At 45.1% G+C, this 14,986-nt stretch carries 16 protein-coding genes; all 16 read left to right on the forward strand.

Going from position 1 to position 14,986, the window contains the following annotated elements; genetic code table 11:
• The first annotated feature begins 25 nt into the window (after nt 1-25).
• The 16 genes from AB5Y94_RS12245 to AB5Y94_RS12320 all read left to right on the forward strand — a co-directional run bounded on the left by AB5Y94_RS12245 (nt 26) and on the right by AB5Y94_RS12320 (nt 14,964).
• Nucleotides 26-961, forward strand: a complete 936-nt coding sequence (locus AB5Y94_RS12245; RefSeq protein WP_368205698.1) for a glycosyltransferase family 2 protein — start codon at nt 26-28, stop codon at nt 959-961.
• 71 nt (nt 962-1,032) lie between these two features.
• On the forward strand, nt 1,033-2,256 hold the full coding sequence (locus AB5Y94_RS12250) for a hypothetical protein (protein WP_368205612.1): 1,224 nt from the start codon (nt 1,033-1,035) through the stop codon (nt 2,254-2,256).
• A gap of 40 nt (nt 2,257-2,296) precedes the next feature.
• Nucleotides 2,297-3,412, forward strand: a complete 1,116-nt coding sequence (locus tag AB5Y94_RS12255; RefSeq protein ID WP_368205613.1) for a class I SAM-dependent methyltransferase — start codon at nt 2,297-2,299, stop codon at nt 3,410-3,412.
• 7 nt (nt 3,413-3,419) lie between these two features.
• Nucleotides 3,420-4,607, forward strand: coding sequence for a glycosyltransferase family 2 protein (locus AB5Y94_RS12260; RefSeq protein ID WP_368205614.1), 1,188 nt, complete (start codon nt 3,420-3,422; stop codon nt 4,605-4,607).
• A gap of 77 nt (nt 4,608-4,684) precedes the next feature.
• A complete protein-coding gene (locus tag AB5Y94_RS12265) occupies nt 4,685-5,854 on the forward strand; it encodes a glycosyltransferase (RefSeq protein ID WP_368205615.1) in 1,170 nt (389 codons plus the stop codon).
• Complete coding sequence (locus AB5Y94_RS12270; protein WP_368205616.1) at nt 5,820-6,455, forward strand: class I SAM-dependent methyltransferase; 636 nt, start codon at nt 5,820-5,822, stop codon at nt 6,453-6,455. The genes AB5Y94_RS12265 and AB5Y94_RS12270 overlap by 35 nt, the downstream gene beginning before the upstream one ends.
• Before the next feature lie 57 nt (nt 6,456-6,512).
• Entirely contained in the window at nt 6,513-7,349 is an 837-nt protein-coding gene (locus AB5Y94_RS12275; RefSeq protein WP_368205618.1) for a glycosyltransferase family 2 protein, read from the forward strand.
• Between the two features lie 5 nt (nt 7,350-7,354).
• The gene (rfbF, locus tag AB5Y94_RS12280; RefSeq protein WP_368205620.1) at nt 7,355-8,128 is read left to right on the forward strand and encodes a glucose-1-phosphate cytidylyltransferase; all 774 of its coding nucleotides are present in this window, start codon (nt 7,355-7,357) and stop codon (nt 8,126-8,128) included.
• On the forward strand, nt 8,089-9,195 hold the full coding sequence (rfbG, locus tag AB5Y94_RS12285; RefSeq protein WP_368205622.1) for a CDP-glucose 4,6-dehydratase: 1,107 nt from the start codon (nt 8,089-8,091) through the stop codon (nt 9,193-9,195). Before rfbF ends, rfbG begins: the two co-directional genes overlap by 40 nt.
• Nucleotides 9,192-9,755, forward strand: a complete 564-nt coding sequence (locus AB5Y94_RS12290) for a dTDP-4-dehydrorhamnose 3,5-epimerase family protein (RefSeq protein WP_368205623.1) — start codon at nt 9,192-9,194, stop codon at nt 9,753-9,755. Before rfbG ends, AB5Y94_RS12290 begins: the two co-directional genes overlap by 4 nt.
• Nucleotides 9,752-10,975 carry a class I SAM-dependent methyltransferase gene (locus tag AB5Y94_RS12295; protein WP_368205625.1) on the forward strand — a complete coding sequence of 408 codons (1,224 nt, stop codon included), beginning with the start codon at nt 9,752-9,754 and terminating at the stop codon, nt 10,973-10,975. The genes AB5Y94_RS12290 and AB5Y94_RS12295 overlap by 4 nt, the downstream gene beginning before the upstream one ends.
• Nucleotides 10,972-12,087: a DegT/DnrJ/EryC1/StrS family aminotransferase gene (locus AB5Y94_RS12300; RefSeq protein ID WP_368205626.1), complete on the forward strand. Its 1,116-nt coding sequence runs from the start codon at nt 10,972-10,974 to the stop codon at nt 12,085-12,087. The genes AB5Y94_RS12295 and AB5Y94_RS12300 overlap by 4 nt, the downstream gene beginning before the upstream one ends.
• A gap of 4 nt (nt 12,088-12,091) precedes the next feature.
• On the forward strand, nt 12,092-12,784 hold the full coding sequence (locus AB5Y94_RS12305) for a methyltransferase (protein WP_368205628.1): 693 nt from the start codon (nt 12,092-12,094) through the stop codon (nt 12,782-12,784).
• Nucleotides 12,784-13,467, forward strand: a complete 684-nt coding sequence (locus AB5Y94_RS12310; RefSeq protein ID WP_368205630.1) for a formyltransferase family protein — start codon at nt 12,784-12,786, stop codon at nt 13,465-13,467. Before AB5Y94_RS12305 ends, AB5Y94_RS12310 begins: the two co-directional genes overlap by 1 nt.
• A complete protein-coding gene (locus AB5Y94_RS12315; protein ID WP_368205632.1) occupies nt 13,467-14,219 on the forward strand; it encodes a WbqC family protein in 753 nt (250 codons plus the stop codon). Before AB5Y94_RS12310 ends, AB5Y94_RS12315 begins: the two co-directional genes overlap by 1 nt.
• Nucleotides 14,185-14,964 carry a cephalosporin hydroxylase family protein gene (locus tag AB5Y94_RS12320; protein ID WP_368205634.1) on the forward strand — a complete coding sequence of 260 codons (780 nt, stop codon included), beginning with the start codon at nt 14,185-14,187 and terminating at the stop codon, nt 14,962-14,964. The genes AB5Y94_RS12315 and AB5Y94_RS12320 overlap by 35 nt, the downstream gene beginning before the upstream one ends.
• The last annotated feature ends 22 nt before the right edge of the window (nt 14,965-14,986 follow it).

Genomic DNA, 14,986 nt, shown 5'->3' on the forward strand with positions numbered 1-14,986 from the left:
CAGTAAACCCTTGGTTTCGGTCATTATGTCTGTTCATAACTGTGCTAATTATATCGAAGATGCGCTGGATAGCATATTGAAGCAGACCTATAAGAATCTGGAAATAATAATATTTGATGACGGCTCAACCGATGAAACTGGATCCGTAATTGGCAGGATGGCAGCAAAGGACAGTCGGATCATTCATTATCACCGGCGGCAGCAGGGAATTGCCAATTGTCTGAACGACGCGCTATTGCTAGCTCGGGGGGAATATATAGCCAGGATGGATGGGGATGATATTTCGTTACCAGAGCGGATAGAGAAACAGATGGCATTTTTACACGAACATCCGCATATAGATATAGTAGGGTGTTGGCTGAAACTGTTCGGTGTTCGTGATGAGGTATGGCATTACCGACCTTATGATAACTTTATCAAAAATGCGATTCTGCTATTTAGTAACGGAGTTGGACACAACGCGATTCTGGTGCGTGCTGATGTTTACAAGCGTTTTCGATATGACCCAGAATATACGGATGTTGAAGATACCGAGTTGTGGACCAGAATGGCTATCAGCAAGCCCGAAGTTCGTTTCGCCAACTTGCGTGAGGTGTTGATGCTGTATCGTATTCATGGCGCCCAATCGTCCATATTGCGCAAAGTAAGACAACGAGAGCTTTACCGGCGTATTGTCAGCAAGTATCTGGATTCGCTTGGTGTTTCAGCTACTGAGCAAGATATGGAGGTTCATGAATGGCTGGTGGATCAACCGTCTAACTTGTCGGATTCGCAGCTGTACCGCGTGGCCAATTGGCTGAACCATGTTGCGGTACTCAAGCATAATGCATTGCCAGATGAGTATGGTGTATTGGCCGAGCGCTGGCATCACCTGTGTCAAAAGAACCGAGCCTGCCTAGATATTTATGAGCGCTATCACGCAGAGTTCGATATTTGCTGGCTTCCACCGATGTCTGCGTAATGAAGGGAAGATGGACATGGTCGTTAAAAATATCCCCCTAGGATCAGAGATAGCTATGGTTGGGGGTTGCCATGAGATTTGAGATCGTCGGTCGGCAAGGGGTCTGCTCATTATCTATTGCTGAGCTGCCTTCATCAGGGTACCTGTTGGCTGGTATGGGAAATTACAGTCAACTGATCCTGCAACGGTTACAAGAGATGCAGCGTCCACTGCCTGTTGCCCTGATCGATACAATGACGAGCGATTGTTCGGAAAAGTTCGGGCTCCCGGTGATCGATATGACGCAGGCGAGCCAGCATGATCTGAGCATCATCATTGGTTCTTCTCCCTATGACTATGAACAGGAGGTGATGACCAAATTGCGGCAACATGGCTGCCATAGGCTGGTGGCTCTTGAGCCAGAAGAGATCCTGCCATCCTTGCTCGATCCTTTGGCCGATTCGTTGGCCGATACAGAGACTTGGCCGGTGTTGTTACTTGTCTGCATGTTGGATCACCATGTTCAGCAGTTGGCTAGTCTTATGACTTGGCTACATCAGCGGCAGATTCTGTGCAGAGTTGTCCGCTCTTATGATGCTCATGCGATTATGGCTATTCCCCCTTCACGCCTACTTGGCGCCATCATCTGGAATGGTACACCGGCCTACTATGACAGCGTAAAACAGTATCTGCAGGATATGGGGAAGCGATATCTCTATGCCGAACTGGGTTTTTTCCCGCAAAGGGAGCATGTTTATCTCGATAGGCAAGGCGTCAACCTGGGGCGATGCATGGGGCTAATGCCATGCCAGAAAGATGACGCTGAGCAGGAGTTGGTGAGAGTGAGGGAACGGCTTCTGGGTGGGCGCCTATGGGTTCCTGGGGATGCCGTTCTTGTGCCTTTACAGATCGCTACCGACACCAATGTGCGTCTCTATTCCAACTATGGAGGCAAGATGCAGCAGTTTATTGACGATGTGATCCGCGATCACGGAAACGAACGACTGCTCTTTAAGCCCCACCCGCTGGATCCTCTGGGAGACACATATGATTTTCATGGCCGTGAAATTGTTAGTGGCGATTTCATGACGCTGGCGCTATCGAGCAAGTTTATTTGCGGTATCAACTCCAGCACTCTGTTTGAGGCTCGTTTGGTTGGAATTCCTGTGCACTTTTACGGTCGTTCATTGTTAAGCGAGTGCCCCGATGAGCAAGAGGTGATGTTGCAAATGGTTCAAAACCAGTTCCGGGTTGATGGGAGCGATTTAGTACGAAAAATCGGGCCTTACATGCAGCAGTTTGGAATTGAAATATAACGATGTTTATTCAATATCGGACAGTTAAAGGATGAATAAAATGAGAACGCTGGTGGTAACCCGTGCAACCTGTGGGCAGGTCACTCTGCGGGTCGAGGGACAGTCCGAGGTGAGTTGTCCGATCCCTGAAATTGCACATCAGTTGGATAGCGAGTTTGAGTTGATCCAAGTACTGGATTTGCAATTCTTGACCAGTATGGAAGCAGATACACTGTTAACACGTCTAGTCGATAAACTTGCAGTTAATGGTCACTTACAGGTTACGGTCCCCGATCTGGATTACGTCGTGGGCCAGTGGCTACAGGCTGAGTGGGATGAAGGGACTTTACGAGATGTGACCTCAGTCGCTCGTCAGAGCTTCGCCGGGCTCTTTGGCCCCCAGCACGATGGTAATCCCATGCTACCGGGCTATTCGACGCATTATTCGGGCTGCAACAAGTCTGGTTATAACAGTAAACGACTGGCTTTTTTGCTCGCCCGCCAGGGGTTGGTTGACATCAACATCGTGACTGATGATACCCACCTATTACAGGCTTCGGCTCGGCAGTCGATGGTGCGTGGTGAGCGACAAGTGGCACCGGATTTGCGTAATATCCGCCAGGACCACCTGAATCGTTACCGGTTCGCGGCAGAGTGCCTACGCGCTGTTATGCCGCAACGAGTGCTCGACTTGGCATGCGGGATCGGCTACGGCAGCCAACTGTTGGCTAACCAGCTTAATTGTCAGGTCACCTCCGTCGATATTGAACCCGAAGCGCTGGCTTATGCGCGAAAACACTATAGCTCGCCGAAGATTACTCATCTGTGTGCCGATGCTAGAACTCTGCAGCTGGATTCAGCTTCCTTTGACGCAGTTGTCTGTTTTGAAACCATTGAGCATGTGACGTTTGATGAAGACCTACTGGGTCAGTTTCATGAATGGCTACGGGCTGGGGGCAAGCTAGTGATGTCGACGCCGAACGAGAGTGTAATGCCTTTTAGTGCCGCACAATTTCCCTATCACGTGAAGCACTATACCTATGCCGAGTTGGAGTCGATGCTGGCGCGCTGTGGCTTCCGCCTCCAGAAAGTCAGCAAGCAGCAAAACCTCCAGAATCCAGAGATTGTTCCTGGCAGCGACGGCTGTTTCATGATCGTTATCGCGGAAAAGGTGTGAGGTCGGGATGAGCGCAGCATATGTGCGGTTCAGTATTATTATTCCGGTCTATAACCGGGATGAGCCGTTACAGCGGGCGCTGGACTCACTTTCTCGGCAAACATTCGGAAACTTTGAGGTCATCATAATCGATGATGGTTCAACTCCCGAGTTTGGTGAGCGAATACAAGCTTTAGTGACCACTTTAGCTGATTCTCGCTTTTCGCTGATCTGCTACCAGCCTAACCGAAACGGCGCTTATGCGCGTAATCGTGGCATCGAAGCTGCTCGAGGCGAGTATCTATGTTTTTTGGATTCGGATGATGAATGGTTACCGGAGAAACTGGAGTGCATCGACCAGATATTAGCGATTGAGCCACATTGGCAGGTAATTCATCATCCGTATCAGAACGTGAGCCATGGTGAGCGTAGTGCTCCCTTTCCTCGGGAGGCCCGCCGCACCGATGAGAGCGTTGCTGAATACTCGTTTTGTACTAATCGTGTCGGTGGTATTCAATCGAGCTGTCTCATCGTCACGCGTGAACTCGCACAGAGGGTACGTTTCAATGACAAGTTGCGAGGGCATCAGGACTGGGATTTTGCATTACGGCTTGGCGCAGAAACGGATCGCTTCTTGTTTATCGATCAGGTGTTGACGCTGCGTCATGTCGCTGACGCAGCGTCTGGCATGGTGTCCCGTTCTCTTGATTACGCATACTCATTGACCTTTCTGCGTGAGAACCAACACTATTTTTCATGGCAAGCTCAGGCCGGGTATGCGGTCCATATCTTGTTACCTAAAAAAATGACAGCTAATGATCAGGCATTTAATCGCTATGAATGGCTGGCGATGCTGTTTTACCCAAATTTGATCGGGAACTGGAAAATAAAACAGCTGCATCTACATTGGCGCTGTATACGGTTGGTTTTGTGGTGTCGCAGGTACAACAAAAATAATGTTGCGTTAATGGGATGCAATGATTACACATGTTTTTTTATCAAAAACTACGCTTCGTATTTGTCAATTCAAAGACTGATTGATAAAAATAAGCGTGGAGAGTCTTTTTATGGTTGGTGTGTCTTTTCCGTGGAAGACCTCGCACCAGCATTATGGGAAAGTTTAGATTGCGTGGTAACTATGACTGATAAACATCATGAAAGCATGAGCGGTGATATAAAGATATATGCAGAAAATATACCTGTTGTTGCTTTTTGATGTATTTTATTGTCATTTTATGCCCTTGCGTGACTAAGCCATTATGGCGGAATTTTAACTATGGTGGTTAATTGATAATGAATAAGCTTCTGGTTTTTAGAACTCATCTTCTGCCATATTCTGAAACATTTGTCTTGGCTCAGACTTGTCATTTGAAACGTTGGCATCCAGCCATCTTGGGAGAGGTCAGATTAGATAACGGCTTGTCGCTTCAGGGGTTGGAAGTGAATACGCTGCTGAAAGACGAGGAGCATTATAAAACTTTGTCAATGAACCGTGCCGTAAATGAATTTGTTCGTTCGTCTCTGTTGTCAAAGGCTAATTTATTTAAGGATGCTGGTTATAAGCTAATTCATGCGCATTTTGCTGTCGATGCACTGCGCGTTTATCCATTAGCTAAGGAAATGGATGTTCCATTGGTTGTAACACTACATGGTTATGATATTAATAGAAATCATGATTGGTGGCAGAATGGGTTTGGTGGTCGGAGCATGATTACTTATCCCGAAGAACTGGTGAAAATGTCCACAGATCCCAAAGTAAGGTTTATTGCCGTCTCAAAGGCTATCCAGGAGCGAGCCATAGAGTTCGGTATATCTCCATCCAAAGTGACCCATATCCCGATAGGGGTGGATGTTTCGCATGCTGAAAAATTTAATCTGAAATTCAAACAGCACAACAGGGAAGTTATATTTGTTGGTAGACTGACAGAAAATAAAGGCTGTATTTTTTTGTTAAGGGCCATGCGCATCTTGCAAAAAAGGATTGATGGTGTGCATCTGCGAATCATCGGTGATGGTCCTCTGCGTAATGGATTGGAAGAGTTTGCCAAGATATACAATCTAAATGTTTCATTTTTAGGCGTGCTACCTAGTGCTAATGTGATGAGAGAAATATCAGAGTCAAAGGTTTTATGCTTGCCCAGTATCACTATCGGTAATGGGGAATCGGAGGCATTCGGGTTGGTTTTGTTGGAGGCTCAGAGTTTAGGGGTGCCTGTCATCACATCATCCAGAGGGGGGAAGGGGGAGGGACTGATTCATGGGGAGACCGGATATGCGTTTGATGAAAGAGATGATAAATCGTTAGCAGAATATTTATATCGGCTTCTGATGGATGATGAGCTAGCCCATGCCATGGGGAAAAAAGGGTATGCTTTTGTAAAGAATAACTTTGACATCGTCAGGCAGACCGAAATTCTAGAGTCATTTTATGATGACGTTGTTAGTGAGTTTAATCGGGGGTGATATGGAGGAGTTTAATTCAAAACTATATTGGGAAAAAAGATATGCAACCGGTGGGAATTCTGGCGCTGGTTCATATGAAAAATTTGCCGAGTTCAAATCTGCAGTATTGAACAAATTCGTAAAGGTTAACAATATTGATAGCGTTATCGAACTTGGGTGTGGCGATGGGAATCAATTGTCGTATGCAGATTATAATTTCTATATAGGTGTTGACGTCAGTCCGTCAGCTATAAACATCTGTAAACAAAAATTCATAAATGACGTAAGAAAAAGTTTTTTTATCGCTGATGAGCTGAAAGAACATCGGGCAGATTTGGCTATATCGCTTGATGTAATATTTCATTTAGTTGAGGACGCAGTGTTCTTTAATTACATGAAACAGCTTTTTAGTGTAGCAGATAAATATGTTGTTATATATTCTAGCAATACGGATGATAACGAGTCATCCCCGAAGCATATTAAGCATAGAAACATTGAAAAATATATTGCCAGGCATTTCCCGGATTGGTTGCAGACTAGTAAAATCAATAACATATATCCATATGCCGGAGACCATTTAACTGGTTCGTTCTCGGACTTTTACATCTACCAACGTAGATGAGTTTATTTTCCATTTGCACAGATGTAAATCTTATTAAAGTTAAATGGTGGTTGCAAAATGCCAAAATTCAAATGCTATGTTGGTGTTCCTGTTTTCAACGAAGAAAAATATATAGAGCAGACTCTACTTTCTTTAATTAGGCAAGATGAAGACAATGTTTGCTTTCACGTGTCTGATAATTGTTCAACCGACAATACATGGAACATTATCAATGATATCTGTGCTCGCGATAAACGATTTGTCCTGACTAGGCAAGAGAAAAATGTAGGTGCATTTGAAAACTTCAAACATTTATATGATATTTCTGACTCACAATATTTTATGTGGCTTGGGGGGCATGACTATATTTCGGACGGTTACCTGTCTGCGATGAAAGAAACCCTCGATCATGATGAATCACTGTCAATGGCATTTGGTATACCACATAAGATCCTAGATGGCATCGATTATGGTCGAATGGAAAAGGCTATCCATACGTTTTCAAAAAGACGAATTGCTCGTTTTCTTCAAGCGACAAAAAACATAACTCTGTGTGCTATGTGTCAGGCGTTATTTAGACGAGAACTTTTGCAAAATTTTGATTTCCGAATGAAGCTTGGTGCGGATTTTGTAATGATTTGTCACTTGCTTTGGTATGGAAATATTAAATTTGTTGAAGGGCATAAATATTATGCCCGCTTTTTTTCTGCAGCACCGGAAACCTCGGATGAGCGAGTTACTGGTAAAAAAAATATATATTTGAGTAATTATGATTTCATCATTTACCAGTTAGATTCATTGGCAAATTTATATGATGGAGACCCGCGAATAAAGCAATATCTAGAATATGAAATCATCCATGCCTTGCAGCAATACCGAGGTATACATAGCCTGATTATTAACGATGATCGGTGAAAATAATGAAAGCAATTATTCTAGCGGGTGGTTTAGGCACTCGAATCAGTGAAGAGTCGCATCTTCGACCTAAACCAATGATTGAAATTGGTGGTAAACCGATCCTTTGGCATATTATGAAAATATATTCTCACTATGGTGTTAATGATTTTATAATATGTCTTGGTTATAAAGGCTATGTAATAAAAGAATACTTCGCAAATTATTTTTTACATATGTCTGATGTCACGTTTGATATGCCGAATAATCAAATGGAGGTCCATCATAACCATGTGGAACCCTGGCGGGTGACATTAGTCGACACCGGTGAAGATACGCTTACAGGTGGACGATTGCGGCGTGTCGAAGAGTATGTGAAAGGTGAATCGGCTTTTTGCTTTACCTATGGTGATGGTCTCAGCGATGTTGATATTGGAAAACTGATAGAGTTTCACCGTAGCCACGGCAAGCTGGCGACCGTTACCGCTGTTTCACCGCCAGGCCGTTATGGGGCTTTGACTCGAGACGGAAATCTGGTGACAGGTTTTTCTGAAAAACCGCGCGGTGATGGGGGCCTGATTAATGGCGGTTTTTTTGTGCTTTCTCCTGACGTGTTCAAGTTGTTGGATAGCGACCACTGTAGCTGGGAAGGAGAACCTTTGGTTGAGTTGGCCGATAAGTCGCAGTTGATGTCATTTGAGCATCAAGGTTTTTGGCAGCCGATGGATACGTTGCGCGAGAAAAATCAACTGGAGGAGCTATGGGCCAGTCACAAGGCTCCCTGGAGGGTTTGGGAATGAGACGAGGTCTCGATGCATCCTTTTGGTCAGGAAAGAGAGTGCTCGTTACCGGGCATACGGGGTTTAAGGGGAGTTGGCTGACTATATGGTTGCATCGCCTCGGGGCTGATGTGACGGGAATTAGCTTGCTGCCCCATTCAACGCCAAATCTGTTCGAGGCTGCAGAGGTTGCGAAGATATGTCGACACCATATTTGTGATGTCTGTGCACCGGAACATTTCGTGCCACTGGTTCAGGAATCGCAACCTGAAGTGGTATTCCATCTGGCGGCGCAGTCATTGGTGCGCGAGGGGTATCGTGAGCCTGTGCGGACATTTGAAACCAATTTGATGGGGTCTGTTTATCTATTAGAAGCGCTCCGTACGTTGGATCCGGTTAAGAAGAGCGTTGTCATGGTGACTACGGATAAAGTCTATTACAACCAGGAGTCCATCTGGCCGTATCGCGAAACCGACTTATTGGGAGGACATGATCCCTATAGTGCGAGTAAGGCGGCCAGCGAACTGGTTATTACGAGTTATCGTGATGCTTTTCTGGCAGCACGAGGCGTTGCGATCGCAACCGCGCGAGCAGGCAACGTTATCGGTGGAGGGGATTGGTCCGCCGATCGTTTGATTCCTGACGCAATACGGGCCTGGCAAGGCGGTCAGACGTTATCCATTCGGCGCCCTGAGGCCGTTCGACCGTGGCAGCATGTCTTGGAGCCTATTGCGGCCTATATGGTGTTGGCTCAAGGTCTGCATCAAGAGCCTCGATTGGCGGGGGCTTATAACTTTGGTCCAGATAGCCGGGATGCTGCGAGCGTGGCGCAGGTGGTGGATTTGGCGGCTTTGAGTTATGGGCTCAGTCATAAGGCTTGGCGTTTTGTGGGGGAACCAGGTCCTCATGAGACCAGTTGGCTGGCGCTGGAGACAGCCAAGGCGCGACATACTCTGAACATTTCACCTCGGTGGTCATTGTCACAGGCCGTTGAGAAGACCATGTCTTGGTATCGCGATTGGTATCAGGGGGTGGGGGCCCGAGACTTGTGTGAGCAACAAATTAAAGCCTACGAGGCTCAGCCATGAATCGTTTTACCTTATTGTCCGAGCCATTGCTTGGTGCCAGATTGTTGCAGCGTGAAGTGCATGCTGACTCACGCGGTGCTTTGAGTAGACTCTTCTGTGTCGAGGAGTTGTCTGTTCTGGGGTGGGGGACATGCGTGGCACAGGTCAATCTGACATGTACGTCCCGCTGCGGCACTATCCGTGGGCTTCATTTCCAATATCCACCGCATGGCGAGAAAAAGTTGGTGACCTGTACTCGAGGTCGGGTTTGGGACGTAATTGTCGATATTCGGGCTGGTTCACCGACTTTTCTGATGTGGCATGCGGAGGTGCTTTCGGGTGATAACCACCGTTCTTTGCTGATTCCAGAAGGATTTGCGCACGGTTTTCAGGCCCTGAGTGATGAAGTCGAAATGCTTTATTGTCATTCGGCAACCTATGTTGCAGCAGCAGAAGGAGGACTCTATCCATTGGATCCGTATCTTCAGATTTCATGGCCGATGCCGATAACAGAAATCTCTGCACGTGATCGCCAGCATTCTGCATTAAACGACAGTTTTCAGGGAGTGATAATTCGATGAGATGCCGACACTGCGGTACCCTGCTGGTCCATCGTTTTCTCGATCTGGGCTTTGCTCCGCCATCGAATGCCTATCTGTCTGCCAGCGATCTCTCCCGACCAGAAGTAACCTACCCATTACGCTTGCGCGTGTGTGACCAGTGCTGGCTGGTACAAACGGAGGATTTTGCTTCGGCAGAACAGCTTTTTTGTGCAGATTATGCATATTTTTCAAGTACATCGACCAGCTGGCTAGCTCATGCCGCCCGTTATTGTGCGCGCATGATTGACGAATTGTCTCTTACGTCCACGAGTCATGTGGTTGAGATTGCAGCCAACGATGGGTATTTGCTGAAGAACTTTGTAGCCGCAGAGATTCCTTGCCTAGGAGTGGAACCTACCGCTGGTACTGCCGCTGCTGCTGAATCGCTGGATATTCCGATTATCCGGGAGTTTTTTAGTTCCAAGTTAGCTCAACAAATGAGAGGAAAAGGACAAGGGGCGGATCTACTGATCGGTAATAATGTTCTAGCCCATGTGCCTGATATCAATGATTTTTGTCGTGGCTTGACGTATCTGCTTAATCCTGGTGGAACTCTGACGCTGGAGTTTCCTCATCTGCTGAAATTACTGCTGCAGGTTCAGTTTGATACGGTTTATCACGAGCATTTTTCGTATCTGTCGCTGCAGACGGTGCAGCGGATGTTGGCTTCGGTTGGCCTGAGAGTGTTTCACGTCGAGTCATTAGCGACCCATGGTGGAAGCTTACGGGTATTTGCCTGTCATGCCGATGAACAACGACCGGATACTCTGGCTGTCGCAGAGTGTTTGTTTCAGGAGGCTGTGGCTGGATTACATCAGTTGAACATCTATCTGGAATTTCAAGCGCAGGCGGACAGAGTCAAAAATTCACTACTTTCTTTCTTATTAACACAGCGTCAAGCGGGGAAGACGGTGGCTGCCTATGGTGCTGCAGCTAAAGGAAATACATTGTTGAACTATGCCGGTATTCGTCCCGATCTGCTGCCCTATGTTTGCGATGCGGCCGACTCGAAACAGGGGCGATTTATGCCTGGGAGCCATATTCCAATCTTGTCGCCGGAAGTCCTGATGGCTAATCCGCCAGATTTTGTCCTGATTTTACCTTGGAATTTGGCTGATGAAATCAGCCGTCAATTGGCGCCCCTGAGGGCAGCAGGAACTCGTTTCATCGTTGCGGTTCCTCATCTGGAGTTCCTATGAGTGAGCGTATCTTATATACCAAACCATCTATCACCGAGCTAGAAATTGGCTACGCCACTGATGCGGCGACTAACGGCTGGGGTGAGCGCTGTTACGAATATATTGACCGCTTTGAACTGCTTTTTCGTGACTATTTGGGGGTGAAATATGCGATTGCCACGTCAAGTTGTACCGGCGCCTTACATATGGGGATGGCTGCATTAGGAATAGGTGCTGGCGATGAAGTGATATTGGCTGATAGCAACTGGATTGCCAGTGTAGCACCCGTCGCCCATCTGGGTGCGACCCCTGTTTTTGTCGATATCTTGCCGGACTCCTGGTGCCTTGATCCTGAATTGGTTGAGGCGGCAATTACGCCACGCACCAAGGCAATCCTAGCAGTACACCTGTATGGTAATCTCTGCCATATGGATCAGTTGTTGGCTATTGGTGAGAGATATGGCATCCCGGTGATTGAAGATGCCGCTGAGGCGATTGGCTCTGTGTATCACGGACGGCGAGCTGGCTCCATGGGCTGTTTTGGTGCTTTCTCATTCCATGGAACCAAAACCCTGACTACAGGGGAGGGTGGCATGTTTGTTACCAACGATGCTGACCTCTATGAGCGTGTGTTAACGCTCAGCAACCACGGCCGGGCTCGTGGACAGACTCGTCAGTTCTGGCCTGAAGTTGTGGGTTATAAATACAAGATGTCGAATATTCAGGCGGCGATTGGCTGCGGCCAGATGGAACGAATCGAAGAGTTAGTTTCTCGGAAGAGATCTATTTTAGATTGCTATCGGCGTGAATTATTGTGTATTGATGGAGTCAGAATGAATCCAGAACCGAGCGGTACGATTAACGGTGCCTGGATGCCAACTATTCTGATTGAAAAATCAGGTTCGGAAGCCGTTGAACAGTTGAAATTTAAATTCAGCACTGAAAATATAGATGCACGAGTATTTTTTCATCCATTGTCCTCTCTGCCCATGTTCATGCAAAAAAACTGTAATGCTCTAGCGAAATTTATATCTGAAAGAGCGCTTAATCTTCCAAGCTATCATGATATGAGCGATGAATCTCTAGAAAAAACCATCAAAATCATTCGTTCCGTGATATTGAAGAGTAATTAGAGAAATGAATAATAAAAAAATTAGTCAATTGTTATGTGAACACTATTCAAATACATTCATTAAGCATGGCCGAAATTCCAAAGGGGTTGATTGGGGAGATAATAAAATAGGTCATTTATTGCGCCTTGAGAAAATGCTGAATGTCATCGATGTGACTAGCGTGTCAACCGCCTGCTCAATCTTGGATGTCGGCTGTGGATATGGAAGTTTGCTTGAGCTGATCATACAAAAAAAAATGCCCATAAAATACACGGGAGTCGATATCAGTTTGCCCATGATCAATTCAGCAAAGAGCCTCTATCCTAACGATGAATGGAAGTGCATTGATATATTAAATGATTCGTGTTCTGGACAATATGATTATGTTGTTTGCAATGGTATTTTGACGCAAAAACTGAATGTCAGCCATAAACTAATGGATCGCTATGCTCATGAACTAATTAAAAAAATGTTTAGCTTGTGTCGCGTTGGTATTGCCTTCAATGTCATGACAACCCATGTTAATTTTCAAGTTGATAATTTGTATTACCGAAATCCAGCGGAATTGCTCGCCTGGTGCATGAGTGAGTTATCATCGAAAGTTAGAGTTGATCATTCTTATCCTCTATTCGAATACACTATTTATTTATATCGGGATCTAGATAATAAAGATAAGGATTTTGACATGAAATATAATTCGGCGATAAGCTCAGTATGATGCGGCTTGGTATTATTGCTTCAAGCGGTGGATCTGTATTCGCCACAGGCATTAACTTGCTAAAGTCGTGTGGCTATGAAGTATCTGCATATGTGGTTACGGATCGTGAATGTGGGATAGAAAAGTCCTGTGACGAGTTAGGTGTTTCTTACACTAGAATAATTGATAATGATAATGCGAGCTTTTCATGTAAAGCCAGTCAGTGGTTATATTTTGAAAATAATGTCGACTGGGTTTGTCTTTTTTTTACTAGGCTGATCAGCTCGTCGATATACTCATTTAAACCGTGCATAAATATACATCCTTCTTTGTTGCCTGCGTTTCCTGGATTTAACTCTCTGCAGCGGGCATTTGAAAAAAAGGTCCGATTCGTTGGCGCAACAGCTCACTTTGTTGATGGAAGCACGGATGGTGGCGAGCTAGTGGCTCAAGTGGTTGGCTCTGTAGTCAACATGCATGATATACAGCAATTAGAGCGTCTCTCTTTTGCGCAGAAGCTATATATATTTCTTGTTTTGTGTGAGTCAGTACTTCTGGATGGCGTTAGTTATTTATATAAGTCTAAAGACAACTTAAACACATACCCCGCCCATTCATGGAACAGCCAGTCTCTCAGGAGTAACAAATTAGCAGATGCCTTCGAAGACTTTTTGAAAAGCGAGAGAATATATTGGATACGGTAATGGTCGATAAAAAACGAGTTGTCATATCACAATCCATGTACTTCCCATGGGTTGGATTGCTTGAGCAAATCCGTCTAGCTGATAGTTTCGTGCACTATGATGATGTTCAGTTTTCTCGTGGTTTTTTCAACCGTGTACAAATTAAAACGTCAAGAGGTATTGTCTGGATGACAGTTCCTCTAAAAAAACATCATCAGAAAGACAAAATAAATGAAATAGAAATTGACAACTCAATAGATTGGCAAAGGCAACACAAAATCCTTCTCAAGGATGCATTTTCATTTGCTCCCTATTGCCAAGATGTTATGGATATTGTAGATAAAGTTTTCTCTTTACCCTGTAATACATTAAATGACCTATCAAGATGTTCGACTGTTGCATTGGCCGAGTACTTTGAACTTGTTCCATCCACTAATTTTTATGAATCTAGCCAATTAAATGTGTCCGGCAATAGCACTGACAGATTACTTGGAATTGTGAAAGGACTTGGTGGGAATATATATATCACTGGGCACGGTGCTAAAAATTACTTAAACCATGAGCTGTTTTTGAAATCTGGTATTTCTGTGGAATATATGAATTATCAAAAGGCAGCATACCCCCAATTATTCGGAGAGTTTATTCCTTACGTGTCAGCTCTCGATCTGATTGCAAATTGTGGGGCTCATGGGAAAAAATTTATCCATTCTGGAACTATACCTTGGCAGGAGTTTGCTGATGAATCAAAATTATTTATTCAAAGAAGAAGTTGAGACAAATATTCGCTCTCTCGCATCAGATATGGATCTGCAGGCTTTATCAAGGATCTGGATTAGGGAGATAGCCCCCCATAAGTGGTCATATAACTTTCGATGGATGGGAAGGCCTGCTATACAATTTCCGAATGACGCATGGGCAATGCAGGAGTTGATTTGGGAAATACGTCCAGATCTGATTATTGAGACCGGCATTGCTCATGGTGGATCATTGATATTCAGTGCTTCGATGCTGGCACAACTAGATTTGTGCGAAGCCATTGAACGTGATGAAAAATTTGATGCTAAACGATCAGAACGGAAGGTCATTGGAATTGATATTGATATTCGGAGTCATAATCGAGAAGCTATTGAAAATCATCCAATGTCATCAAGGATTCACATGATTCAAGGATCAAGTACGGATGAAAAGGTGATTTCTGAAGTCCGAGAGCTTGCACGGAAATATAACAGAGTACTAGTTTGTTTAGATAGCAACCATACGCACGACCATGTTCTTGCTGAGTTAAATGCGTATGCCTCATTGGTCAGCGTCGGTAGTTACTGTGTTGTATTTGATACCATCATTGAAGATATGCCAGATAGTCTGTTTCCAGACCGACCATGGGGAAAAGGTAATAATCCTAAAACAGCTGTTTTCGAGTTTATGAGAAACTGCTCTGATTTTTTTATCGACGAAAATATTCCCCATAAGCTGCTTATAACTGTAGCTCCAAGTGGTTTTTTAAAACGACTAAAATAATCAGTGAAACTACAACATCAGA

This window comes from Aeromonas sp. s5, assembly GCF_040907865.1.
GTDB lineage: Bacteria > Pseudomonadota > Gammaproteobacteria > Enterobacterales > Aeromonadaceae > Aeromonas > Aeromonas dhakensis.